At 62.4% G+C, this 24,328-nt stretch carries 22 protein-coding genes; 15 read left to right on the top strand and 7 right to left on the bottom strand.

Annotated elements, in window-relative coordinates:
* Positions 1–104: 104 nt before the first annotated feature.
* From EK373_RS01245 to EK373_RS01195, 11 genes are all read left to right on the top strand, one after another.
* Positions 105–938 carry a poly(R)-hydroxyalkanoic acid synthase subunit PhaE gene (locus EK373_RS01245; protein WP_129640933.1) on the top strand — a complete coding sequence of 278 codons (834 nt, stop codon included), beginning with the start codon at positions 105–107 and terminating at the stop codon, positions 936–938.
* Complete coding sequence (gene phaC / locus EK373_RS01240; protein ID WP_129640932.1) at positions 935–2,029, top strand: class III poly(R)-hydroxyalkanoic acid synthase subunit PhaC; 1,095 nt, start codon at positions 935–937, stop codon at positions 2,027–2,029. The genes EK373_RS01245 and phaC overlap by 4 nt, the downstream gene beginning before the upstream one ends.
* 156 nt (positions 2,030–2,185) lie before the next feature.
* Positions 2,186–3,133, top strand: a complete 948-nt coding sequence (gene cysK / locus EK373_RS01235; protein ID WP_129640931.1) for a cysteine synthase A — start codon at positions 2,186–2,188, stop codon at positions 3,131–3,133.
* 192 nt (positions 3,134–3,325) lie between these two features.
* Complete coding sequence (locus EK373_RS01230) at positions 3,326–4,408, top strand: efflux RND transporter periplasmic adaptor subunit (RefSeq protein WP_129640930.1); 1,083 nt, start codon at positions 3,326–3,328, stop codon at positions 4,406–4,408.
* A complete protein-coding gene (locus EK373_RS01225) occupies positions 4,405–7,545 on the top strand; it encodes an efflux RND transporter permease subunit (RefSeq protein ID WP_129640929.1) in 3,141 nt (1,046 codons plus the stop codon). The genes EK373_RS01230 and EK373_RS01225 overlap by 4 nt, the downstream gene beginning before the upstream one ends.
* A 461-nt stretch (positions 7,546–8,006) precedes the next feature.
* Positions 8,007–9,503 carry a carboxypeptidase M32 gene (locus EK373_RS01220; protein WP_198683003.1) on the top strand — a complete coding sequence of 499 codons (1,497 nt, stop codon included), beginning with the start codon at positions 8,007–8,009 and terminating at the stop codon, positions 9,501–9,503.
* A 2-nt stretch (positions 9,504–9,505) separates the two neighbouring features.
* Positions 9,506–10,336 carry a tRNA 2-thiocytidine(32) synthetase TtcA gene (ttcA, locus tag EK373_RS01215; protein ID WP_129640928.1) on the top strand — a complete coding sequence of 277 codons (831 nt, stop codon included), beginning with the start codon at positions 9,506–9,508 and terminating at the stop codon, positions 10,334–10,336.
* A complete protein-coding gene (locus tag EK373_RS01210) occupies positions 10,336–10,848 on the top strand; it encodes an alpha/beta hydrolase (protein WP_129640927.1) in 513 nt (170 codons plus the stop codon). The genes ttcA and EK373_RS01210 overlap by 1 nt, the downstream gene beginning before the upstream one ends.
* A gap of 62 nt (positions 10,849–10,910) precedes the next feature.
* Positions 10,911–11,144 carry a hypothetical protein gene (locus tag EK373_RS01205; RefSeq protein WP_129640926.1) on the top strand — a complete coding sequence of 78 codons (234 nt, stop codon included), beginning with the start codon at positions 10,911–10,913 and terminating at the stop codon, positions 11,142–11,144.
* 21 nt (positions 11,145–11,165) lie between these two features.
* Complete coding sequence (gene plsB / locus EK373_RS01200; RefSeq protein ID WP_129640925.1) at positions 11,166–13,619, top strand: glycerol-3-phosphate 1-O-acyltransferase PlsB; 2,454 nt, start codon at positions 11,166–11,168, stop codon at positions 13,617–13,619.
* Positions 13,620–13,728: 109 nt separating this feature from the next.
* Entirely contained in the window at positions 13,729–14,919 is a 1,191-nt protein-coding gene (locus EK373_RS01195; RefSeq protein ID WP_129640924.1) for a phospholipase A, read from the top strand.
* 10 nt (positions 14,920–14,929) lie between these two features.
* On the opposite strand, the gene EK373_RS01190 is transcribed toward EK373_RS01195, so the two are convergent.
* Both EK373_RS01190 and EK373_RS01185 read right to left on the bottom strand, forming a co-directional pair.
* On the bottom strand, positions 14,930–15,388 hold the full coding sequence (locus EK373_RS01190; RefSeq protein WP_129640923.1) for a hypothetical protein: 459 nt from the start codon (positions 15,386–15,388) through the stop codon (positions 14,930–14,932).
* 18 nt (positions 15,389–15,406) lie between these two features.
* Positions 15,407–16,063, bottom strand: a complete 657-nt coding sequence (locus tag EK373_RS01185; protein WP_198683002.1) for a CPBP family intramembrane glutamic endopeptidase — start codon at positions 16,061–16,063, stop codon at positions 15,407–15,409.
* A 64-nt stretch (positions 16,064–16,127) separates the two neighbouring features.
* Here EK373_RS01185 and EK373_RS01180 point away from each other — a divergent pair, with 64 nt between their 5' ends.
* Positions 16,128–16,991 carry a DUF1444 family protein gene (locus EK373_RS01180; RefSeq protein WP_129640922.1) on the top strand — a complete coding sequence of 288 codons (864 nt, stop codon included), beginning with the start codon at positions 16,128–16,130 and terminating at the stop codon, positions 16,989–16,991.
* Between the two features lie 7 nt (positions 16,992–16,998).
* On the opposite strand, the gene arfB is transcribed toward EK373_RS01180, so the two are convergent.
* Genes arfB through EK373_RS01160 form a run of 4 tightly spaced genes read right to left on the bottom strand, consistent with a single transcriptional unit; the run spans position 16,999 to position 19,507 of the window.
* Complete coding sequence (gene arfB, locus EK373_RS01175; protein ID WP_129643236.1) at positions 16,999–17,418, bottom strand: alternative ribosome rescue aminoacyl-tRNA hydrolase ArfB; 420 nt, start codon at positions 17,416–17,418, stop codon at positions 16,999–17,001.
* Complete coding sequence (locus tag EK373_RS01170) at positions 17,418–18,734, bottom strand: mechanosensitive ion channel family protein (RefSeq protein ID WP_129640921.1); 1,317 nt, start codon at positions 18,732–18,734, stop codon at positions 17,418–17,420. Before EK373_RS01170 ends, arfB begins: the two co-directional genes overlap by 1 nt.
* A 9-nt stretch (positions 18,735–18,743) precedes the next feature.
* Positions 18,744–18,968, bottom strand: coding sequence for a YdcH family protein (locus tag EK373_RS01165; protein ID WP_116808299.1), 225 nt, complete (start codon positions 18,966–18,968; stop codon positions 18,744–18,746).
* Positions 18,969–18,994: 26 nt separating this feature from the next.
* Positions 18,995–19,507 carry a DUF3301 domain-containing protein gene (locus EK373_RS01160; protein WP_157994178.1) on the bottom strand — a complete coding sequence of 171 codons (513 nt, stop codon included), beginning with the start codon at positions 19,505–19,507 and terminating at the stop codon, positions 18,995–18,997.
* 135 nt (positions 19,508–19,642) lie between these two features.
* Between EK373_RS01160 and yrfG the strand changes: the two genes are divergently transcribed.
* Positions 19,643–20,314, top strand: coding sequence for a GMP/IMP nucleotidase (yrfG, locus tag EK373_RS01155; protein ID WP_129643235.1), 672 nt, complete (start codon positions 19,643–19,645; stop codon positions 20,312–20,314).
* Positions 20,315–20,343: 29 nt separating this feature from the next.
* Here the strand turns inward: yrfG and EK373_RS01150 are convergent, their stop codons facing one another.
* Positions 20,344–21,861: a DEAD/DEAH box helicase gene (locus tag EK373_RS01150; protein WP_129640919.1), complete on the bottom strand. Its 1,518-nt coding sequence runs from the start codon at positions 21,859–21,861 to the stop codon at positions 20,344–20,346.
* A 507-nt stretch (positions 21,862–22,368) separates the two neighbouring features.
* Between EK373_RS01150 and trxA the strand changes: the two genes are divergently transcribed.
* On the top strand, positions 22,369–22,698 hold the full coding sequence (gene trxA / locus EK373_RS01145; protein WP_129640918.1) for a thioredoxin TrxA: 330 nt from the start codon (positions 22,369–22,371) through the stop codon (positions 22,696–22,698).
* A 239-nt stretch (positions 22,699–22,937) separates the two neighbouring features.
* Positions 22,938–24,194: a transcription termination factor Rho gene (gene rho / locus EK373_RS01140; RefSeq protein WP_116808373.1), complete on the top strand. Its 1,257-nt coding sequence runs from the start codon at positions 22,938–22,940 to the stop codon at positions 24,192–24,194.
* The last annotated feature ends 134 nt before the right edge of the window (positions 24,195–24,328 follow it).

The raw sequence follows: 24,328 nt of genomic DNA, 5'->3' as shown, positions 1-24,328 counted from the left end.
CTACTGTAACGACGTGCATTTGGCGGTGCAACAGACATCCACCTGGCTGAGCAATTCGCGTCCGGACGATTGATAATGCCGTGTCGATGTGAGGGGAAGCGGCAATGTCCGAGTCGAAAAACGACGGATCCGACTGGATCCAAGCCTGGATCGAGCAACAGCGCGAGCAGTTGCGCCGTGCCGGCATGCCTGGCGCTGATGCAGCAAGCACGGCTGGCCCCAAGTCGGAAGGCGTCTCGGACCAGTTCCGCGATCTCGGCATGCGTTGGCTGGAAGCAGGGCAGTCCTATCTGCAGGGATGGCAGCAATTCGCGCAGCGAAGTGCGGCTGGCTCCGCTGCGGGCGAGGCGCCGCTGAAGTTCGGCGAAGAAATGCTCAACGCGTGGCAAGGCACTTGGGCCGGCGCCGCTTCGGCAGGCGAAGGCGCGACTCGTCAATTCGCCGACTTGATTTCGCGCATGCCCGCGCTGGGCATGGCTCGCGAGCAGACCGAAGCGTGGCGAGAGCTGCTGGCTGCGCAAGCCGAGTATCAGCACTTGGAACAAGAGCTGCGCACGGTGTGGTCAAAGGTCCAGACCGATGCGCTGTCGATGTTGGAAGCGGCCATTCGTGAGCGGCGCGCGAAGCACAGCTCTGGCGCCGCCCCGGGCATCGAGGATTATCGCGAGCTGTACAACTTGTGGGTGGAGTGCGGCGAGAAAGTATTTGCCCAGGTGGCGCACAGCGAGTCGTACTGCAAGCTGCAGGCGCAACTGGGCAATGCAGCCATCCGCTTGAAGACGCGCCAGCAGGCGGTGTTGGAGCGCACGTTGAAACAGTTCGATCTGCCGACGCGCTCCGAGTTGAACACGGTGCACAAGCAGATGCGCGAGTTGCGCGAGCGCATCGCCACGCTGGAAAGCGAGCTGGCTGCAGCGCGTGGGGAGGAACGATCATGAGCGGGTCCACTCCGGGCTCGGCCGAGCTGGCTGCTGTCACCAACGATTTCATGCGGCGCATGTCGCAGGGCCTCGCGGCGCTTGCGAACGCCGGCGAAGTCACGATCGGCAGCTCGGCCAAAGATGCCGTCTTCAGCGAAGACAAAGTTACGTTGTACCGCTACCGGCCCTCGGAAGTGGTGGCCGCCGAGAATCGCGTGCACACGCCGGTGCTCATCAGCTATGCGCTGGTCAATCGACCGTACATGATGGATCTGCAGGCCGATCGCTCGCTGATCCGCGGTCTGTTGCAGCGGGGCGTCGATGTTTATCTCATCGACTGGGGCTATCCCGACGGCGCCGACCGTTATCTGGCGCTGGAAGATTACGTGTTGCGTTACATGTCGCACTGTGTGGACTTCGTGCGCAAGGCCAGCGGTCACGATCGGATCAATCTGCTCGGCGTCTGCCAGGGCGGCACGATGAGCTTGTGTTACGCGGCGCTCCATCCGCAGCGGCTGCGTAATCTGATCACGATGGTCACGCCGGTGGACTTCCATACGCCCGAGAATCTGCTCACCAAGTGGGCGAAACATGTCGATGTAGATGCGCTGGTTGCGGCAACGGGCAATGTTTCGGGCGAGGCCCTCAATGCGTTGTTCGTGAGCCTGATGCCGTTCCGGCTGAACAGCCAGAAGTACGTCGACCTGTTGCACCAGCTCAACGATCCGAACACCAGCGCCGCGGCGCTGGAGAATTTCCTGCGCATGGAAAAATGGATCTTCGACAGCCCCGATCAGGCCGGTGAGATGTTTCGCCAGTTCCTGACGCTGTTCGTCAAACAGAACCGGTTGTCGAAGGGCACGCTGGAAGTGGGTGGCCGCAAGGTGGATCTGAAGCAGATCACCGTGCCGCTGCTGAACATCTATGCCATGCAGGATCACCTGGTGCCGCCGTCGAGCAGCAAGCCGCTGGGCGAGCTCACAGGCAGCAGCGACTACAGCACGCACGAGTTTCAGGGCGGCCACATCGGCATCTATGTGAGCGGCACGGCGCAGCGGCAGATTCCGGACAGGATTGCCGGCTGGTTGAGAGAGCGAGACCGCTCCTGAATCATCGATATAGCAATGTTCCCGCCGCCGCAGGCGGCGGCAACCGGTCGAGTCATCACCAAAGTAAGTGAATTGTCACATGCGAAAGGGTTGTTGACGCCGTTTCAGGGCGCGCGCAATCTGCCGCTCCTCCCCAAAAGCAAGTAGTTCCCCGCCATGATCTACGACAACATTCTCGGCACCATCGGCCGCACGCCCATCGTCAAAATCAACCGGCTCGCGCCAGCGAACGTCACGATGTACGCCAAGTGCGAGTTCTTCAATCCGATGTCGTCGGTCAAGGACCGCCTGGCCATTGCCATCATCGAGGACGCGGAGCGCCGGGGTACGCTGAAGCCCGGCCAGACTGTCGTCGAAGCCACCTCGGGCAACACTGGCATCGCGCTGGCGATGGTGTGCGCGGCCAAGGGTTATCCGTTCGTCGCGGTCATGGCCGAATCGTTCTCGGTCGAGCGTCGCAAGATCATGCGCCTGCTCGGCGCGAAGGTCATTCTCACGCCGGCCGCCGAGCGCGGCTCGGGCATGGTGCGCAAGGCGAAAGAGCTGTCGGAGAAGCACGGCTGGTTCCTCGCCCGCCAGTTCGAGAACCAGGCCAATCCGGAATATCACCGCAATACCACCGGTCCCGAGATCCTCAGCGATTTCGCCGGCCGCAAGCTGGACTTCTGGGTCACGGGCTGGGGCACCGGCGGCACGCTCACGGGCGCCGGAGAAATGATCAAGAAGGCTCGCCCCGATGTGCGCATCATTGCGGCCGAGCCGGCATCGGCCTCGCTGCTTGCCGGCGCCGAGTTCAAGCCTCACAAGATCCAGGGCTGGACGCCGGACTTCGTACCGGGCGTGCTGAATCGCGAGGTGGCCGATGAGATCCTGACCGTGACCGATGACGAGGCCATTCAAACGTCGCGTCAGCTCGCGGCGAAAGAAGGCATCTTCTGCGGCATTTCCGCCGGCGGCACCATTGCGGCGGCGTTGAAGGTCGCGCAGAAGGCGCCGCAGGGTTCGGTCATTCTGGCAATGCTGCCGGACACCGCCGAGCGTTACCTGTCGACCGCCCTGTTCGAAGGCATCCCGGACGCCTCCGACGCCGAGCCCACGATTTAAACCTTACATTTCTGTCAGCTGGAACCCGCCCCGCGGTTCGAATTTCTGAACCTCGGGCGCGGCGGTTCCCATTTGCGAAACTTTGCAACGATCGGCACAAGTCTTACGAATTTTCGCATGAACGTTGCGAAGACAAGCTGCACTGCAGCTGGGAGAATGGCTCGTTCTCCTAGCTGACTCCCTGGCGGATTCGTGAATCGCAATAGCATCGTGGCGGCGGCGCTAGCCCTCGTGGTCGGCGCCGGCGCCTGGTATTACTTCGGGCATTCGGGCTCTGACGCACAGGCTCCGGCAGGTGCCCGCGCTCCCGGCGCGCGTGAAGTGCCGGTCATGACGGCCCAACCCAAGCTGAAGGATTTCGCGCTCGAGGTCGAAGCGCTCGGCACCGTGCGAGCCAAGGAATCGGTCGATATCACCGCCAAGATCGCCGACCGCGTCACCGCCATTCATTTCGAGGAAGGCAAGCAGGTCCGCAAGGGCGACGTGCTGGTCGAGCTCGATAACGCCGAAGCACTCGCCGATCTCGCCGCCGCCGAAGCGGCCGAGCGCGACAGCCGCAGCCAATACAAGCGCAGCCAGGAGCTGTTCCAGACCAAGGCGCTGTCCGAGGCACAGCTCGATCAGCTCGAAGCGACGATGCTCGCGAATCAGGCCCGCGTCGCCGCAGCCCGCTCGCGCGTCAAGGATCGCATCATCACTGCGCCGTTCAACGGACGGGTCGGCTTGCGCAATGTGAGCTTGGGTGGATTGGTGAACCCGGGCGGTGTCATCACGACGCTCGACGATCTGAGTGTGGTGAAGCTCGACTTTGCGGTGCCCGAGTTGTTTCTTTCCAGTTTGAAGCCGGGCTTGACGGTCCAGGCGCAGAGCAGCGCGTATCCCAACGCCACTTTCAAAGGCCGGGTGGACAGTGTCGATACGCGCGTCGATCCCACCACTCGCGCCGTCGTCGTGCGCGCCGTGATCGATAACCAGGACAGCCGCCTGCGACCGGGCATGTTCATGACGCTGCGGCTGGTGCGCTCCGAAGGCAAGGCGTTGATGCTGCCCGAGACCGCCATTGTTCCGGAGGACAGCAAGCATTTCGTGTTTGTGGTCGCCGACGGCAAGGCTCAGAAGCGTGAAATCACCATCGGTCGTCGTCGCCCCGGCGAGGTCGAGATCCTCAAGGGCGTGACCGATGAGGACGTGGTCGTCACCGACGGCACGTTGAACGTGCACGACGGCACGCCGGTGGTCGCACGCTCCGAAGCCGCTCCCCAGGCCGCGTCATGATCCTCTCGGAAATCTCGGTCCGCCGCCCCGTCTTCGCGATGGTGGTGAGCCTGCTGCTGACCATCATCGGCTTGATGGCGCTCAGCCGCCTGACGGTCCGTGAGACGCCGAACGTGCAGCCGCCGGTCGTCAGCATCGACACCGTGTATAGAGGCGCATCGGCTGCGGTCATCGAATCGAAGATCACTCAGCTGATCGAGAACCAGATCGCAGGCCTGGAAGGCGTCGAGACGTTGCGTTCCTCCAGCTTCGATGAGCGCTCCCGCATCACCATCGAGTTCGCCTTGGATCGAGACATCGAGTCGGCGGCGAACGATGTGCGCGACCGTGTCTCGCGCGTCGTACAACAGTTGCCTGAGGAAGCCGAGCAGCCGCAGATCGCGAAAGTCGATACGTCCTCCGAGCCGGTGATGTGGTTGGCGCTGACCAGCGCCACGCGCACGCAGCTGGAGCTGACCGACTATGCGGATCGCTACCTCGTCGACCGGCTCTCCGTCGTGCCTGGCGTCGCGACCATCCGCATCGGCGGCGAGCGGCGCTATGCGATGCGCGTATGGCTGGATCGCAAGGCGCTGGCGGCTCGTCAGCTGACTGTGCAGGACGTGGAAGACTCGTTGCGACAGGAGAATATCGAGCTGCCGGCGGGCCGCATCGAATCGCTGGAGCGCGAGTTCACGTTGCGCACCGACACTGGCTTCCGCACGCCGGACGATTTCCGTCAGCTCGTGGTCGGTCGCGGCGGCGATGGCTATCTGGTGCGCCTCGGTGAAGTCGCGAGCGTCGAAGTTGCAGCGGAGGATTTGCGATCGATCGCGCGCACCGACGGCAATGCCGGCGTGAGCCTCGGCATCGTTCCTCAATCTACGGCCAACGTCCTCGATGTTTCCAAGGGCGTGTATGCGGAAATCGCCGAGGTGCAGAAGACGCTGCCCAAGGACCTGACGCTCGATACCAGCATCGACGACTCGGTCTTCGTCAGCAAGTCGATCTACGAAGTACAGCACGCGCTGGTCACCGCACTGCTGCTGGTGCTGGTGGTGATCTATCTGTTCCTGGGCACGGTGCGAGCCACCATCATTCCGGCGGTGACGATTCCGGTGTCCATCATTGCCGCGTGTATCGTCATGGCGATCGCCGGTTTCTCGGTGAACGTGCTGACGCTGCTCGGTGCGGTGCTTGCCATCGGCCTGGTGGTCGACGATGCGATTGTCGTGCTCGAAAACATCGTGCGTCGGATGGAGCTGGGCGAGGCGCCGCTGCTTGCGTCGGTGGACGGCAGTCGCGAGATCGGCTTCGCCGTCATCGCCACCACGCTGGTGTTGATGGCGGTGTTCCTGCCGATCTCGTTCATTCCAGGCAACGTCGGCCGGCTGTTCGGCGAGTTCGGCATCACCATCGCGGCGGCCATCGGCATCTCGGCGCTGGTGTCGCTCACCCTGGTGCCGATGATGTGTTCGAAGATCTTCGCCAAGGGCATCGTGCGCGGGCGGGTGGCGCACGCGGTCGATCGCTTTTTCCAATGGCTGTCGAACATGTATGAGCGCAGCCTGCGGCGTGCGCTCGCTGCGCCCTTGCTGGTCGTTGTGGCCGGCGCGCTCGCCTTCGGCCTGGCACTGGTTTTGTTCAAGGATCTGCCCTCCGAATACACGCCCAGCGAGGATCGTCAGCGCGTGTTCATCCGGGTCACCGCGCCGGAAGGCTCGAGCCTGCAATATCTCGATCGTTATTTGCGGCAGGTCGAAGAAGTGGTGGCCGAGGAAGTCGCGCGCGGCAACGTGCGCCGCTTCAACTCACGTGCGCCGACATTCGGCGGCACCGACATGAACTCGGGTTTCGTCTCGCTGAACCTCAGCGAATGGGATGAGCGCCAGGAATCGGCGCAGGAGATCGCTGCTCGCATGCGCCAACGCCTGTCCAATCTGGTGGGCGTGCGTGTCAACGTCGGCATGCCCGGCGGTCTGGGCATTCGCGGCTCAGGTATTCCAGTGCAGGTGGTGCTCGGCGGCAGCGACTATGCGGAATTGGCCAAGTGGCGCGACATCATTCTCGCCAAGGCGGCGGAGAACCCTGGACTCACCAACCTCGATTCGGATTTCTACGCGCGCAAGCCGCAGATCCGCGTCATGGTCGATCGCAATCGCGCCGGCGACCTCGGTGTGTCGCTCACGGCCGTGGGGCGCACGCTGGAAACAATGATGGGATCGCGCATCGTCACGACGTATCTGGATCGTGGCGAGGAATACAACGTGGTCCTGCAGGCGAAGGATACGGACCGCGCCACGACGAGCGACCTGACGAATATCTACGTGCGCTCGGCGACGACGCGCCAGCTCGTGCCGCTGTCCAGTCTGGTCACCATCGAGGAGACCGCGGGCCCGACCGAGTTGAAGCGCTTCAATCGCCTGCGCTCGATCACGCTGTCCGCGAACCTCACGCCCGGTTATTCGCTCGGCGAGGCGCTCGACTACATGGAGAATCTGATTCGCACCGAGCTGCCGGCGCACGCCGTGATCAACTACGACGGCGAGTCTCGCGAGTTCAAGCGTTCCGGCGACGCCTTGTACGTCACGTTCATGCTGGCGCTGCTGATCGTGTTCCTGGTGCTGGCCGCACAGTTCGAGAGCTTCCGCCATCCGCTGATCATCATGATGACGGTGCCGCTCGCGGTGGCCGGCGCATTGTCGGGACTGTGGTTGACGGATCGGTCGATCAACGTCTACAGCCAGATCGGCTGCATCATGCTGATCGGCCTGGCGGCCAAGAACGGTATTTTGATCGTGGAGTTCGCCAACCAGCTGCGCGATCGCGGCGTGGAGTTCTACGAGTCGATCATCGAATCGTCCGCGATTCGCCTGCGGCCGGTGCTGATGACCAGCTTGTGTACGGTGTTCGGCGCGGTGCCTTTGTTGATCGCATCAGGCGCGGGCTCAGAGAGTCGAAGCACCATCGGATCGGTGATCGTCTACGGCGTCACGTTCTCGCTGCTATTGACGCTGTATGTGGTGCCCGTGATCTACGCGTTCGTCGCCCGCAACACGAAGTCGCCGGAATACATCAGCCACATGATCGACAAGCTGCGGACCACCGCGGGCGCAAAGCCGGCCACGCCGCCGACAACCGAACCAGACGCAACTTAGTGCAACCGCCAAATGGATGATGCGATGGCGGAGATATTCCGCCCCGGGTACAGGGATGTACCCGCCGCCGTCCGGCGGCGGCGACCGGCAAAAAAGTCACGCCTTTTTGCCAGGTCGCGGGAGGGGCGGTGGCAGGATGGCCCCGCTCCCGACCCCGAAAAAAAATGAGCCGGTAGGCTGCAACACATACCGGCTCGTGTCCCAGAGTGGCTCGCACCACTCTCGCAGGAGGACGGTGTATGAGACCACGGCAGATACTCTGCGTTCCCTAAATATTTTGTAATTCAGAAATACTTTTTTGGAATGGAAGCCGCATCATTGCGGCACCTGCTAGTCGCATTAATTAGGAAAATTAAAAAATCAATTGCGGCCCGACGACGCTAGTGGCCAAACGGGCATTGCTAGAATGGCGCCTTTCGAGGATGTGCCCGCTTTGGGCAACCTAGCTTTCGGATCGCGCCATGGCTCTGACGCCTTATCAACAACTCGAACAGGAATTCCGGCGTCTGCACGCCTTTCGCAGCGCTGCCAGCCTGTTGCGCTGGGATTCCGCGGTGATGATGCCCCGCGGCAGCTCGGAACTGCGGGGCGAACAGCTCGCGGCTCTGGAGACCGAATCGCACGCGCTGGTGACCTCCCCTCGGGTGTCGCGCCTGCTCGACCGCGCCGAGGCCAATTTGCCGGGCCTCGAGGATTGGCAGCAGGCCAACCTGAAGGAGATGCGCCGGGAGCGCGACCACGCTATCGCCACCCCGCAGAACCTCGTCTCACGGCTTGCCAAGGCGACCGCACGGGCCGAAATCAAGTGGATCGAGGCCCGCCAGAAGAGCGACTTCTCCTTGTTCGCGCCGCATCTGGAAGAAGTTGCAGCACTGGTGCGGAACAAGGCGGATCTGCTCGGCAAAGCACTCAAGCTCGATCCCTACGATGCGCTGCTGGATGAGTTCAGTCCGGGCATGACCACCGCCGAGATTGACGCCATTTTCACTACAGTCGGTCGGCGTCTGCCCGGCCTGATCCAAGAAGCCATCGACACGCAGGCCAAGCACGCGCCGCTGGAAATCACCGGGCGGTTTGCCGCCAGCAAGCAGCGGCACCTGGCGACCGAGTTGATGAAGGTCATGGGGTTCCCCTTCGATCGCGGTCGACTGGACGAGAGTGAGCACCCATTCACCGGCGGCATTCCCGGCGACATCCGCATCACCACGCGCTTCAATGCGACCGAGCCGCTGACGGGCCTGATGGGCGTGCTGCACGAGACAGGTCATGCGATGTACGACGTGGGCTTGCCGGAACAGTGGCGCGGTCAGCCGGTCGGGCGTGACCGCGGCATGGCCATGCAGGAAAGTCAGTCGCTGCTGCTGGAGATGCTGATTTGCCGGAACCGGCCGTTCCTGCGTTATCTGAAGCCGCTCATGGAAAAAGCCTTCGGGGTCACCGGACCGGAGTGGGAAGTAGAAAATCTGTACCGGCTGCTGATCCGGGTTCGCCGCAGCCTGATTCGCGTCGACGCCGACGAGGTCACTTATCCGGTGCACATCCTGCTGCGCTATGAGTTGGAGCAGCAGATCCTGAAGGGCGAGCTGAAAATCCGGGATCTGCCCGAAGCCTGGAATACCCGCATGGGCGACCGGCTCGGCGTGCGGCCGGCGAACGACGCCGAGGGTTGTCTGCAAGACGTGCATTGGGCGGTGGGCTCGTTCGGGTATTTCCCGTCCTACGCGATCGGCGCGGTGATCGCCGGTCAGCTGTACGAAAGCCTGCGCTCCGACCGTGCGCAGCTCGATGAGGAGATCGCCGCGGGACAATTCGGGGGATTATTCGACTGGTTGCGGCAGAATGTGCACTCGCTCGCCGCGAGCGTGAGCACGCCCGACCTGATCCGCAACGCCACTGGCAAGCCGCTGTCCGCAGCCGCCTGGCTGCGCTATATCGAAGGCAAATACCTGGAAGCCTGAGCATGTCCGCCGTTCCCGACTACTCGAACAACTTCAAGCGCCTGCAAGCGCGGCTGCGCAGCCTCGCCGGCAAGGCCATCGAAGATTTCCGCATGATCGAGGCGGGCGACAAGGTGATGGTGTGCCTGTCCGGCGGCAAGGACTCGTACACCATGCTCGACATCCTGATGTCGCTCCAGCGCAGCGCGCCGGTGCACTTCGAGCTGATCGCGGTGAACCTGGATCAGAAACAGCCGGGCTTTCCCGAGCATGTGCTGCCGGGCTATCTGAAGGCGCTGGGCATTCCGTTTCATATCATCGAGCAGGACACCTACAGCGTCGTCAAACGCGTGATTCCCGAGGGCCGCACCATGTGCGGCCTGTGCTCGCGGCTGCGGCGCGGCGCTTTGTATCGATTCGCGGCCGAGAACGGCATCACCAAGATCGCGCTCGGCCACCATCGCGACGACATCATCGAAACGTTGTTCCTGAACATGTTCTTCGGCGGCAAGCTCAAGGCCATGCCGCCGAAGCTGCACTCGGAGGATGGTCGGCACATCGTGATCCGTCCGCTGGCCTATGTCGCCGAGCAGGACATCGAGCGCTACGCCCGCGCTCGGGAATTTCCCTTGATTCCGTGCTCGCTGTGCGGCTCGCAAGAGAATATGCAGCGGGTCGAGATCAAGAAGATGCTGCGCGAATGGGAACGCCAATACCCCGGCCGCACCGAGTCGATCTTCTCCAGTCTGCGCAACGTGACGCTCTCGCACCTGGCCGATCCGACGCGCTACGATTTCAACACGCGACCGACCCCAGAAGGTGAGGTCACCAATAATCCCGGGGAGCTGTTTTAGTGAGTCAGCAATACATCGTGTTCTCGCACGGCCAGGATGGCGACCCCTGGGGCACGAAGATCGTCGCCATGGCCGAAGTCGCGAAGAAACATGGTCTGACGGTCGAGTCGGTGGATTATCGCGGCATGGCCGATCCGGCCGCACGCGTCAGCAAGCTGCTCGAGGTCTGCAAGAAGTTGCCCGGAGAGCTGCTGCTGGTGGGCTCGAGCCTCGGCGCGCACGTGTGCACGACGGTTTCGACTCAGGTCGTAACGCGCGGCTTGTTCCTGCTGGCGCCGGCATTCTTCATGCCGGGCTATGAAAAATACACGCCGGCGCCGCCGGCCTGTCCCGTGGATATCGTGCACGGCTGGAACGACGACATCGTTCCGGTGGAAAACAGCATCCGCTATGCGCGCCAATATAAGAGCGCGCTGCATATTCTGGATTCAGATCACCGCCTCACGGCCAACCTGACCGATGTGTGCGCGTTGCTGGACAACTTCCTGCGGCGCCTGGCGGCCAGCGCATGAGTTTGCGCTCCTGCTAATATTCGCGACCGGAACGTGGCGAGGTCGACCGACAGGAGTTCCACATGACCAACAAGAGCAGGAATCGCAGCCTACTGTCGCTGGCGCTCGTCGCGTCATTACTCGCCGCTTGCGGTTCCCAGCAGCAGCCCGCCGAGCCGCCGCCGGTCGAGGAAACCGCGTTCGGTGACATGGCAGGCGCCGTCGACAAGGCCCGCGCCGTCGAGGGCCAGGTTCAGGATCACAAGCAAGCGATCGACCGCGCGCTCGAACAGAACGAGAACCAGACCGCCGAATAGCGCGGCGCAAACCCACCACCCATGGCTGACTTCTCCGGACTCGACAGACTCTGGTTGAGCTTGCTGCGCGCGCCCGTTTCGATGTGGGCGCGTCCACACGTTCTGCCCGAAGATCTGCGCGCCCGCTATGCGCAGCGGGAGCGGCCGATCTGTTATGTACTGAGCGAGTCCGCGATCGCCGACCTGGTCGTGCTCGAAAAAGTGTGTGCCGCGCACGGGTTGCCAGCGCCTTCGCAGGCGTTGAAAAAGCCTCTGCCATCCGAATCCGTGCTGTTCCTCGAACGTCGCGCGGGCTTTTGGGGAGATCGCACCGACTACCGCATTTCGGAGTCGATGCGCTCGCTGGTCGCTGCGGCGTTCGACGATCCCACGCTCGATGTGGATTTGATCCCCGTCACCGTCCTGTGGGGCCGGGCGCCCAATCGCAAGGACTCGTGGCTGCGCATTCTGCTGTCCGAGAACTGGGAGCGCGTCGGACGCTTCCGTCGTTTGCTGTCGCTGATGGTGAATGGCCGCAATCTGTTCGTTCAGTTTGGCGAGCCGGTCTCATTGCGTGCGGCCGTGAACGAAGGCACCGACAGGGCGCGCACCGTTCGGCGTCTCACTCGCGCGTTGCGGCTCAACCTGGCGCGCCAACGCGCGGCGACCCTCGGGCCCGATCTTTCGCATCGACGGACGATGGCGACGCAAGTGCTGCGCGCGGGGGCCGTGCGTCGCGCGATGGCCGACGAGATGCGCTCGAAGAAAATCTCCCGGCGCGAAGCGTTGAAGCTGGCGCAGGACTACGTTTGGGAGATTGCCGCCAATTATTCGCACATCTTCGTGGCGTTCATGGCCAAGGGCCTCAGCTGGTTCTGGACGCGTCTGTACGACGGCGTCGAGCTGCACCACGTCGAACAGCTGCAGAAGGTGATCGACGGCAACGAAGTGATCTACGTGCCGTGCCATCGCAGTCACATCGATTATCTGCTGCTGTCCTACGTCATCTATTACAAGGGCTACGCCATCCCGCACATCGCGGCCGGCATCAACCTGAACATGGCTGGCGTCGGGCGCTTCCTGCGCAAGGGCGGCGCGTTCTTCATGCGTCGCAGCTTCAAGGGCAATGCGCTGTACACCATGGTATTCATGAAATACCTGGGCCTGATGATGGCGCGCGGCCATTCGATCGAATATTTCATCGAAGGCGGGCGCAGCCGCACCGGTCGTTTGTTACAGCCCAAGACCGGCATGCTGTCCATGACCTTGCGCAGCTACTTGCGCGACCCGCGGCGGCCCATCGTGTTCCTGCCGGTGTACTTCGGCTACGAGCGACTGATCGAGGGCAAGACCTACGTCAACGAGATGCTCGGCAAGCCAAAGGAGAAGGAATCCGTCTTCACCATGCTGCGGACATTGCCGGCGCTGCGTAAGCGCTTCGGCAAGGTGCACGTGAGCTTCGGCGAAGCAATTCATCTCAACGAGATCCTGAAGCGTCACGATCCCGAGAGCCGTCACCTGGTCGAGAAAACGGAGCGGCCGGCGTGGCTCTCGCTCGCGGTGGATGAGCTCGCGACGCGCATCATGACGAACATCAACGGCGCCGCCTGCGTGGCGCCGATGAATTTGATTGCGACGGCGTTGCTTGCGACGCCAAAGCAGTCGATGCTCGAAAGCGATCTCGCGCGGCAGCTGGAGTTGTATGCGTCGCTGCTGCGACAGGCGCCGTATTCGTCCTTGATCTGGGTCACCGAGAGCGACGGCGCCTCGATCGTGCGCCATGGCGAGCGCATGGGCGTGATTCAGCGGCTGAAACATCAGCTGGGCGACGTCATGCAGATGACGGAGGAGAACTCCGTGCTCATGACTTACTTCCGCAACAACGTGCTGCACTTGATGGCACTGCCGTCGCTGATCGCGTGCTGCTTCCTGAACAATCGCACCATGCGCACCGAAGACATCCAGCGTCTGATGTGGCGAATCTATCCCTATGTTCGGGACGAGCTGTTCCTGCGTTGGACGGAAGAGGAAATGAGCGCGGTCACGCTGGAGACGCTGGATGACCTGGCGAATCATGGCCTGCTCGAGTCGGTGGAAGCCGGCGCGCAATGGCGGCGTCCGCCGACCGGATCCGCCGAGGCCGTGCAGCTGTCGAACCTTGCGCAGGTCACGGTGCAGATCATCGAGCGTTACTATCTGGTGATCGCCGTGCTGCTCAAACACGGCAGCGGTCGCATCAGCCAGGACGCACTCGAAACCCAATGCCAGCTGATGGCGCAGCGGATGTCGCTGCTGTACGAGCTGAACTCGCCGGAGTTCCACGACAAGATCCTGTTCAAGAACTTCATCGATCTGTTGCGTGCTCGCAATGTGCTGGGAGTAAACGCGGAAGGACGCTTGACCTATACGGACATGCTGCCGGCGGTTGCGGACGATGCGCAGCTGGTGTTGCACGAGCAGATTCGAAACAGCGTGCTCCAGGTGACCCACCGCTGACCAAGCGGTTCGGGTGTGGGCAGCCCGCGTTCCTGAATTACCGACGCTGGCCGGATCAGTGCTGGCCCGGTAGGCTTCAATCATTGCTCGCTCGCAGTCGTTCCGTGTCATGAATATTTCCAAGCTGCTGCTCGTGCTCGCTGTACTCGTCAGCTGGGGCGCGCGCGCCGACATCATTCTCTCCACACCGCATGCCCAGGTCGTTTCAGGCACGCCGCTGCAGCTCGATCTGACTTTGACGAACAGCGAGCCGGAGCCGCTGGTGGTGGAGCTGCCCGACAAGCTGCACGTGCGGTTCGAGACGCCTACCGGGCTGTCCGTCATCGAGATGACGCCGGAGCGCACCGGGCATATCGAGGTTGCTTCAGGCGGCTTCACACGTATGAAGTTGCAAGGTACGTTGCCGCAGAACGTCGAAGGGGTCGCAACGCTGGTGCCGACGGGGCTGGCGTCGAACTCGGTCGCTCTGCAGATTCTTCCGCCCGCGGCCAACACCGGGACAGTTGCGGCCAACGAGGCTACCCGTCATGCCGAACCTCCGAAGCAGTCATACACGACCGCGCTCGTCGACAAGCCGCCGCCGCTGGCGGTGTCGGTGTATGAACCGGTTTATTTCATCGTCGGCGGCGATGACGGCCTGAATGCGAAGTTTCAGATCAGCCTGCGCTATCAGCTGTTCGACAATCGGGGGCGGTTGGCCAGCCGCCTGCCCTGGATCGACGATTTGTATCTTTCATATTCGCAGACGTCGTTGTGGGACCTGAACGATCTCTCCAAGCCGTTCAAGGACTCGAGCTACCGGCCCCGGCTGTTTTATTCCCATACCGATCTCACCCGCCTGTTCGATGGCCAACTGCGGCTCGGCGTGGAGACCGGCTTCGGTCACGAGTCCAACGGCAAGGAAGGCGAGGACTCGCGCAGCTTCAACATGTTCTATGTGCGACCCATTCTGACCTTTGGCGACCCCGCCGGCCTGCGGTTCTATGCCGCGCCGCTGGTTCACAACTACATTTCCGCCGACGAGAATCCAGACATTGCCGACTATCGCGGCTATGTCGACTGGGTGCTCGGCTTCGGCGCCAAAGGCGGTCTGGATTTCTGGACCACGCTGCGCAAGGGCAAGCGCGGCAACAATGGCAGCATCGAGCTGAATGTTTCCTATCCGCTGTCCAAGCTCAGCGGCGGCGATCTCACCGGCTGGCTGACGATGCAGTACTTCAACGGCTACGGCGAGAGCCTGCTCGACTACAATCGCAAGCTGGATTCGCAGCTGCGCTTGGGCATAGCGGTGGCGCTGTAGGAGGCGCTCGTTAAAGCAACGCGCGCAGTGATAGCGGGCCGCAGTACATGACGGTGTTGCACACGAAGAGGTTGTTCAGAAAGAAGCCCAGGCCCCAGCCGAGCGCTCCACAGGCCAGTACCGGAAGGGCGTTTGCCTGGCGCTTGGACACGGCGACTCCAAGCACATGGCCAAGTATGCCCCCCGGCACCGAAAGCAAATGCCCCAGGCCGAGCAGCCCCTCCGGCCGTGTCGCCGTGTAGTTCACCATCATATAAACCAGAAAGGCCGCGGCGATGGTCAGCGACGCGCCGGTGAGATACGGCGGCGGTGCTTTCATCAGCGCGCCCGTGCCGATGATGAATGCCGGAATGGCCAGGTAATACCACAGCCCGATATAGAGCGGATCTCCCGTCACCAGCACGGTAATCGGCAGCGGCAGTGCCATCGCCGCTGCTTGCAGCAGATCTCTTTTGCGGGCCAGTTCCATGGTTGCCTCAGTGACAGTTCATTCGACATGCGGCCACAGCGCCACGAAGTCCATGAGTGCGTGTGCGACCACCAATGGCCAGAGCCTGCCGGTTCTGGCGAACCAGTAACCGAAGATCAGCCCCATGGGAACGATGCTCGGTACGGCGATCGGACCTTGATAGAGGTGGTACGCCAGTCGAATTGCCACGCTCACATTGATCGCGAACACCACGCTGCGACGTTTCTTCACTGCGTTGATCAAATAGCCGCAAACGAACAGCTCCTCGAAGAACCCGTTCACCAGCGACAGCAGCACTACGCTGGATACCTGCAGATCTGCCGAGATCGATAGATCGCTGCTGACGGTGGTGAACTGGCTGTAGATCGACCAGGCGACGATATAAACCATATAGTCCGCCAGGACGATGACGCCGCCAATGGCGGTATCTTTCAGGGTGGGCGAGAGCCCCACGTCGGCCGGGCGCCAGCCGCGCAGCGACAGAAAGATTCCCAGCATGGCCAACAGGACGGCTTCATACGCGACCAGATCGAGCAGGGCATCGTTGGTGAGCGGGCTGGACGATCCGCCGGCGAAGGCTGCCGTGAGGCTGCTCATCACGAACATGCCGAACGCGCCCAGCATCACCGTGGCAAACTCCGCGCGGGGCGATAATGACTCGATGATCTGTCTCAAGATCGGTCGTCCGTGGCTCGTTCAGCTTCGGAAAATATCTCAGGCCGCCGGATTGGGGTGAGCAATGCTTGGCAATTCGATGAAACGGATCTTTGCAGTGGCAAGCCTGCTGGTGGCGCTGAGCGTGCACGCGGCCTCGGGCGTGTTGTCGCCCCAGCAGTTCACGGAAGAATTCAGGGCGGCGCTTGCAGCAGCTCTGCCAGGGTCGGTTGTTACCGTCGTCGAGCCGCTGCATCTGACGATCACGGGGACGGAGGGAGAAACGGCGCGCGCGTTTCTCGACAATGCCTATAGCGAATATTCAGGAGAGGCCGCAAATAAGTCGGATGTGCTTGCGCGCTACGTCGCCTCGTTCGCCGAGAGCGCCAAGGAGCCGGGGCCGCTGGATCCACAACAAATCGTGCCGGTAATCAAAGATCGCGCGTGGTCCAAGGAGGTGCGACGTGCCGCCAAGGCTCGCAGCGGCGGCGAGCCTGCGGAGCAGGTGATCGAGGCGCTGAACAAAGACCTGGTGATCGTCTACGCCGAAGACACTCCGCAGAACATTCGTTATTTCGGCCCTAAGGATCTGCAGGAAGCCGGCTTGCAGAAAGACAAGCTGCGAGCGCTGGCGATCGAGAACCTGCGGCGGATCCTGCCGCATCCCGAAGCGGTGAGGGGGCCGCTGGTCTCCATGATGACCGCAGGCAGCGACTATGTTCCCAGCTTGCTGTTGCTCGAGGAGGTCTGGAACGCCGACGAGCTCGGCGTCGAAGGTGAGATCGTCATCGCGGTACCGACGCGCGACGTGCTGTTGTTCACCGGCTCGAACAACAAGGAAGGCGTGAAGAAACTCCGCGAGCTGGCCAAGAAAGCCGCCGCCGACGGTCCGTACTCGCTCACCGATCGGTTGTTTGTTTATCGCGGCGGCAAGTTCGAACGCTTCTAGGGGCGGGTCACCAGTCCTGACTGACCTTGCGCCCTTTCTTTACGTCGCTGCGCTTCTGCTTTCCTTCCAGGCGCCGTTCCTTCGACGCGCGAGTCGGTTTGGTCGCCTTGCGAACGCGAGGCTCGATGCGGGCTTGGGTGATCATTTCGCCCAAGCGTTCCAGCGCATCGCGTTTGTTGTGTTCCTGCGTACGGAAGCGCTGCGCGCTGATCACGATCACGTCGTCGCTGGTGAGCCGGCGGCCGGCGAGGGTGCGCAGGCGAGCACGAACGCGCTCGGGCAGCGCGGGCCACAACTTCAAATCGCAGCGGAGTTGGGCTGCGGTGGCGACCTTGTTGACGTTTTGTCCGCCGGGGCCGCCGGAGCGGATGAAGCGCAGGTCGATGGCTTCTTCCGGAATGCCCAGCTCATTCTCGAGCGCCATGATCAAGCATCGCGCGCGACGGGGCCGCGCTCGCGCATTTCGAGAATGACTTCGCGCTGCGCGACCGGAATGATGATGTCGTTCTCCTTGAACAGCCGCCAGATGGCGCGATTCGCTTCGGAGCGCACGTTGTTCACGCCCTCCTGCGGGTCGGCGATCCAGAAGCGCAGCTCGAGGTCGAAGCCGTAATCGTTGAAGCCCATCATTCGCGATACCGGCTTCGGGTCGCGCAGGATGCGAGGCTGGTCCTCCGCCGCCTTGAGCAGCAGCTCCAGCGCCTTCTCCGGGTCGCATTTGTAACTGACGCGCACCGGCAGCTTGAGGCGAACGCGCGGATCGGTGTAGCTCCAGTTGATCACCGGATTGGTGATCAAATTCTGGTTCGGCACCAGCGTCTCGACGCCGTCGCGATCGCGCACGACCACGTAGCGGCCGCGCAGCTCCTGCACCCAACCGAAGCCTTCGGTACTGGTGCCGGTCGTGCCGGTGAAGCTGATGACGTCACCGGGTTTGATCGAGCGGTCCATCAGCAGCACGAAGCCACTGACAAAATTGGCGGCGATGGCTTGCAGGCCGAAGCCCAGGCCGATACCGAGCGCGCCGGTGAAGATATTCAGCGTGGTGAGATCCAGGCCCGCGGCGTTCAGGCCCAGCAGGATCGACAACCCGATGAGGAATGCCTGCGAGAACTTGGCGATGCCGATGCGCATGCTGAGCGCGAGGCCCTGCATCGACATCAGCCGCCGCTCGAACCACCGCGCGATCCATACCGCGACCAGGATGAACGCGCCGACGGTGAACAGGATCTTGATCACCGACCACAGCGTGATGCGCCGGTTGCCGGCGTTGATGCCGACGCTGTCGAACGCCTGCACCAGCGGATCGAACCAGCCCAGGACGTGCAGCGCCAGCAAGCTCCAGATCGCAAACGTGATGAAGTTGCCCCAGCCCTTGGTGCGGTTGCCGAGCGACACCCGCACCACGTAGACGGCGAAGCGAATCAGCAGCAGCAGGCCGGACAGCGTGATCGCCAGGTCGACCAGCCGGCTGTTCGCCTTGAGCGCGTGCAAAGCGCCGCCGAACGCTGCGATGAGCACCAGCGCCGCAAGGTGCGGGGCCGTGATCATCAGCGCTTCGGTCAGGCGCGCCTGAAATCCGGTTTGCACCAGCGCGAGCTTGCCGCGCTCGGTGTTGCGCACCTGCCGGCCGAACCACCAGGCCACCAGAATGGCGATGGCGATCGCTGCCAGTTGCAGAAGCGATGTAGGAGTGAGCAGGGCCTCCAGAGCCAGGCCTGCGTTATGCAGCAATTCCTGCATGAGTGGGGATCAAGCGTTGAGGTCGGGGATCAGCTCGCTTTCCAGGCGGGCGATCTGGTCCTTCAACATGAGTTTTCGTTTCTTGAGGCGTCGCAGTTGCACTTCGTTGACGTACAAGTCCATCTGCAACCGGTGGATGACGTCATCCAGGTCGCGATGCTCGATGCGTAACTCCCGCAGCCGCTCCAGGCGACGGAAAGTTTCAGTCTCGACATTGTTTTCCGCTTCGCTCATCGGCGCGTACTTTAGCGCAAGCCGCACTACTGATGGTGATCCTGACCATTTGTGTGGTCGGTCGCGCCCGTGCGCCGCTGTGAGGCCGTTTGCTGTTGTTCGGTCCCGCGGCGGCGCGCGCGCCAGTCCGCGAGATCGAATACTTGGGCGCTTTCGGCCGGGCCGGGCGCCGGAGGTTCGGCGGGCGGCGGCGGAGTGAACGTCGCGGACAGCGAAATCGATGGCGCTGGCGGCTGCGGCTGGCCGCGCCGCTCCTCGCCGGGTGCGTAACCTACTGACTCGACGCGTCGGCCGAGCAATATGACGAATCCCTGACGCCGCTCGATACTGTTGGCCGTGTAATCGAACACGTACGTTCTACGGATGCCAAGTTGGCCGTGCTCACGGGTGAACGACAGTCGCGCGAATGCGACAGTACCGTCCAGGAACTGCAGGCTCAGGCGCTGGCAGGCCTCCATTGCCGCGGCATTGGCGCGTTCACGGGCCGCGAGACTGTCCCGCAGGAACCAAAAGCCTGCGGCGCTCATCACGATCAGCACCAGTGCGCCCCAACCCAATTCCATTAACCCGCATCCCCCGACATTGCCCAAGGTTGCCCTATCATACGGCCACCCGCCGTCGCCACGAACCGAGAATTTCGCTTGAGCTCGTCCCTGATTTCCGCAGCCCGGTCCGTGGCTGCCCTGCCGTGCTGGCAGGCTATCGATACTGTGTTGCTGGACATGGACGGCACGCTGCTGGACCTGCGATTTGACAATTACTTCTGGCTGGAACTGGTTCCGGAGCGATATGCCGTCAAGCACGGACTGACACTGGAGCAGGCGCGCGAGGTGTTGCGCCCCATGTTCGCGGACCGGCAGGGCACGTTGGACTGGTACTGCACGGATTTCTGGACGCGCGCGCTGTCGCTGGATATCGCCGGCATGAAGCGCGAGGTGCGCGAGCACGTGCGATTCCTGCCAGGCGCGGAGGAATTTCTACGCGCGCTACGAGAGAAGAACGTGCAGGTCGCGTTGGTAACCAATGCGCATCGCGATTCGCTGAAAGTGAAGGCGACCCAGACCGGACTGCTGAACTATTTCGACGTGGTGTTCAGCTCGCACAGCTTCGGGATGCCCAAGGAACATCCGGCGTTCTGGCAGCAGCTCGAAGCGGCGTTGGGATTCGATCCGCAGCGGACGTTGTTCGTCGATGACAGTCACTCGGTGCTGCGCGCGGCGAAGAACCACGGCATCGCGCACATCTTCGCCATCTCGAAGCCGGATTCCGGGATGGAAAAGAGAGAGATCACGGAATTCAAATCGGTGGAAGCCGTGAGTCATCTGCTCGGCGAGCTGGCCAAATAACAACCGGCTCGCCGCTTTCGCCGCTCTCGCTAAGTCGCTTCCGGCGCCGGTGGCGTGCCTGGGCCGGTGCTGTTCGAACGTTTGCTACGACGTCTGCGGCGTCTCTTTCTCGGCGGCGCTTCGTGCGCGGCTTCGCCGTTAGTTCCACTCGCACTGGCTTCGTCGGGTGCAACCGCTACGGGCGCTTCTGCCGCGGGCGGGCGAGGTGATGAATGACCACCGCCACCTCCGCCAGTGCGACGACGATCGCTGCGACCTCCGCCGCCTCCGCGACCGCCGCCACCGCCGGAGCGGCTACCACCGCCGCGTCCTGGTTTGCCACGACCGCCGCCTCCGCCGAAGTGACGTCTCGGCAGCGGGGCAGGCGAAACGATCTCCGGAAGCATGTCAGTGGCGACTGCCGCGACGGGCAGCTTGCGGCCGATGTACGCCTCGATATCCGGCAGGGAAATCACGTACTCCTCGCAACCGAAGCTGATCGCGTCACCTTCGGTGCCGGCGCGCGCGGTTCGACCGATACGATGCACGTAGTCCTCGGGGTCCTGCGGCAAATCGTAGTTGAATACGTGACTCACATCGGGAATGTGCAAGCCGCGCGATGCCACGTCGGTGCCGATGAGAACGGCGAGCGTGCCTTCGTGAAAATCACGAAGCATTCGCAAGCGCTTGCGCTGGGGAACGTCGCCTGAAATCGCTTCGGCGTTGATGTCATTGCTTCGCAACAGCCCTTCGATTTCTTCGGCCGCGCGCCGGGTGTTCACGAACACCATACTGCGTCGCGGGTCCATGTGCTTCAGCAAGCCGACCAGCAAGCGCGGCTTCTCATCGTTGGAAGGGTAGTAGATCACCTGACGGACGCGATCCACCGTCATCTTGTCCGGCTCGATGCGCACCAGCGTCGGCTCGTTCATGTGCTCGTAGGCGAGCTCGAGCACGCGATGGGAGAGCGTCGCGGAGAACAACATGTTGAGACGGGCTTGAGGATCCGGCAGCCGCCTCAATATGTAGCGGATATCCGCGATGAAGCCGAGATCGAACATGCGATCGGCCTCGTCCAGCACCAGGACTTGCACCGAGCGCAGGTCGATCACCTTCTGTTTGACGAAGTCGATGATGCGGCCGGGCGTGCCCATGAGGACATCGACGCCCGCCTCGAGATGATGCCTCTGTTTCTCGTAGTCGACGCCGCCGAAGGCGAGGCCGAGTTGCAGACCCGTGTGCGAGCCGAGCACCTCGGCGTCGCGATGGATCTGGACCGCGAGCTCGCGCGTTGGGGCGATGATCAAAGCCCGCGGTGCATTCAAGCTGCGCGACGCCGGAGGAGGCTCGCGCATCAGTCGCGCGTACATCGCTACTAGAAATGCCGCGGTTTTCCCCGTTCCTGTTTGCGCCTGCCCGGCAACGTCTAGCCCGGCGAGAGCCTGCGGCAGGGTTTGTGCCTGGATGGGCGTGCAACGCTCGAACGAGGCGTCAGCCAGTCCTTTCTGCAGAGCTTCCGGCAGATGCAGGCTCGAGAAGGACAGCTCAGTTAAGTGCGATTCAGCCATTCGATATGATTTACCCGGTGGAAGAGAGGGGGGCGCTTGCAAATTGCCAGGCACCCGGTTTTAATAAGCCTCAACGAAGCGGACTCATCCGCACCTGCCCCGAACGGAGCACAGGCTCCAAGCCCCTCGAAGACGTATCCCTCAGTGGAGTATCTCATTCGATACTCAAGAGGGTGTTCAGGGGGATACTCAAGCGGACACTCGACCGGAAGGGGCGAGTAACTGGCTTTAGCTTTAGCAGACTGGCTTACATCGAGCACGAGCACCGCTCACACAGATTTTTCCGAAGCATTCACGCGGCCTTCGTATGGAGTTCGGCCCAAGGCAATCAAGTCACTAGGCCCGGGCATTGTGCCCGACCGGACACGTTCAAGTCACCCGGTCATTTCCGCCGACCCATATGGCGCGTCGCCGCCCACATTCACCCCATGACCGAACCGAAGGTTTGAGTCGCTCCAATTCCACAACACCCGCCTATTTCCTTCCATCACCCCCGGAGAGTTTCTGGTGAGCAGCGAGACGATTGTGCATGTCACCGACGCCAGCTTCGAAGATGACGTCGTCAAGGCCAAGGGCCCGGTCCTGCTGGACTTCTGGGCGGAATGGTGCGGGCCCTGCAAGATGATCGCGCCGATGCTGAACGAGATCGCGACCGAATATAAAGAGAAGGTCACGATCGCCAAGCTCAACATCGACGAGAACCCCAAGACGCCGCAACGCTTCGCCGTGCGCGGCATTCCCACCCTGATTCTCTTCAAGAACGGTCAGGTCGAAGGCCAGAAGGTGGGAGCCCTCCGTAAATCAGACCTGGCCGCATTTCTGGACAGCAAACTGTGAGAGGCTATCTCGGCAATCAGGCCCGTAATCGCCCGGGCGGCAACAAAGGTGGCGGCGGCGGCGGCCGCTCCAATCGTGGTAACGACGGCAATCGCGGCAACCGCGGCAACCGCGGCGGCAACAACGGCGATCATCGCGGGGAAGGTCCGCAACACGACGACCTGCCGCAGGACGACGTGTTCGATGGCGATGACGTCGGCGTAATTTCCCCAGCCGAGCTGGCGGCCTCCCGCCAGTCCATGAACCTGACTCAGCTGAAGCTGAAGCCGGTGCCGGAGCTGGTGGAGATCGCGCAGAAGATGGGGCTGGAGAACCTGGCCCGTTCGCGCAAGCAGGACATCATCTTCTCCATCCTCAAGGCGCACGCCCGCAGCGGCGAGGACATCTACGGCGACGGCGTGCTGGAAATCCTGCAGGACGGCTTCGGCTTCCTGCGTTCCGCCGACAGCTCTTATCTCGCCGGGCCCGACGACATCTACGTCAGCCCCAGCCAGATCCGCCGCTTCAACCTGCGCACCGGCGACTCGATCTCCGGCCTGATCCGTCCGCCCAAGGACGGCGAGCGCTACTTCGCGCTGCTCAAGGTCGGCGAGATCAATTTCGATTCGCCCGAAGGCGCCAAGCACAAGGTGCTGTTCGAGAACCTGACGCCGCTGCATCCGACCAAGCGCTTCAAGCTGGAGCGCGGCAACGGCTCGAGCGAAGACCTGACTGCGCGCATCATCGATCTGGTGGCGCCGATCGGCAAAGGTCAGCGCGGCCTGATCATCTCCCCGCCGAAAGCGGGTAAGACGATGCTGTTGCAGAACATCGCCAGCTCCATCACTTCGAACCATCCCGATGTTTATCTGATCGTGCTGCTGATCGATGAGCGTCCGGAAGAAGTGACCGAAATGGCGCGCACGGTGCGCGGCGAAGTGGTGTCGTCGACGTTCGACGAGCCGGCCACGCGTCACGTGCAGGTTGCGGAAATGGTGATCGAGAAGGCCAAGCGCCTGGTCGAGCACAAGCGCGACGTGGTGATCCTGCTGGACTCCATCACGCGCTTGGCCCGTGCCTACAACACCGTGGTGCCGAGCTCCGGCAAGGTGCTGACGGGCGGTGTCGACGCCAATGCCCTGCAGCGTCCGAAGCGCTTTTTCGGTGCGGCCCGAAACATCGAGGAAGGCGGCTCGCTGACCATTCTGGCCACGGCGCTGATCGACACCGGCTCGCGCATGGACGACGTGATCTATGAAGAGTTCAAGGGCACCGGCAACTCGGAAATCCACCTGGATCGGCGCGTGTCGGAAAAACGCGTGTTCCCCGCCGTGAATATCAATCGCTCGGGCACCCGCCGCGAGGAATTGATCACTTCTGCCGAGGAGCTGCAGAAGATCTGGATCCTGCGCAAGCTGCTGCACCCCATGGACGAGTTGGCAGCGATCGAGTTCCTCATCGACAAGATGAAGGACACCAAGACCAACGGCGAATTCTTCGACGCGATGAAGCGTTAAAGAGCACAGCGGTACCGCCCCCTCGCAGAGGGGGTGGGGCCGGTGTGCGCTTCCTCACAGATTTCGCATTTGTATGTGTAGTCCGCGATGGCGTTACGCCGTCGATGCGAAACCGTTCTCTGTTCCCGGCCCCG

The sequence above is a fragment of the Peristeroidobacter agariperforans genome, assembly GCF_004138335.1.
Taxonomy (GTDB): Bacteria; Pseudomonadota; Gammaproteobacteria; order Steroidobacterales; family Steroidobacteraceae; genus Steroidobacter; species Steroidobacter agariperforans.
This window is presented reverse-complemented; position numbering and strand designations above follow the sequence as displayed.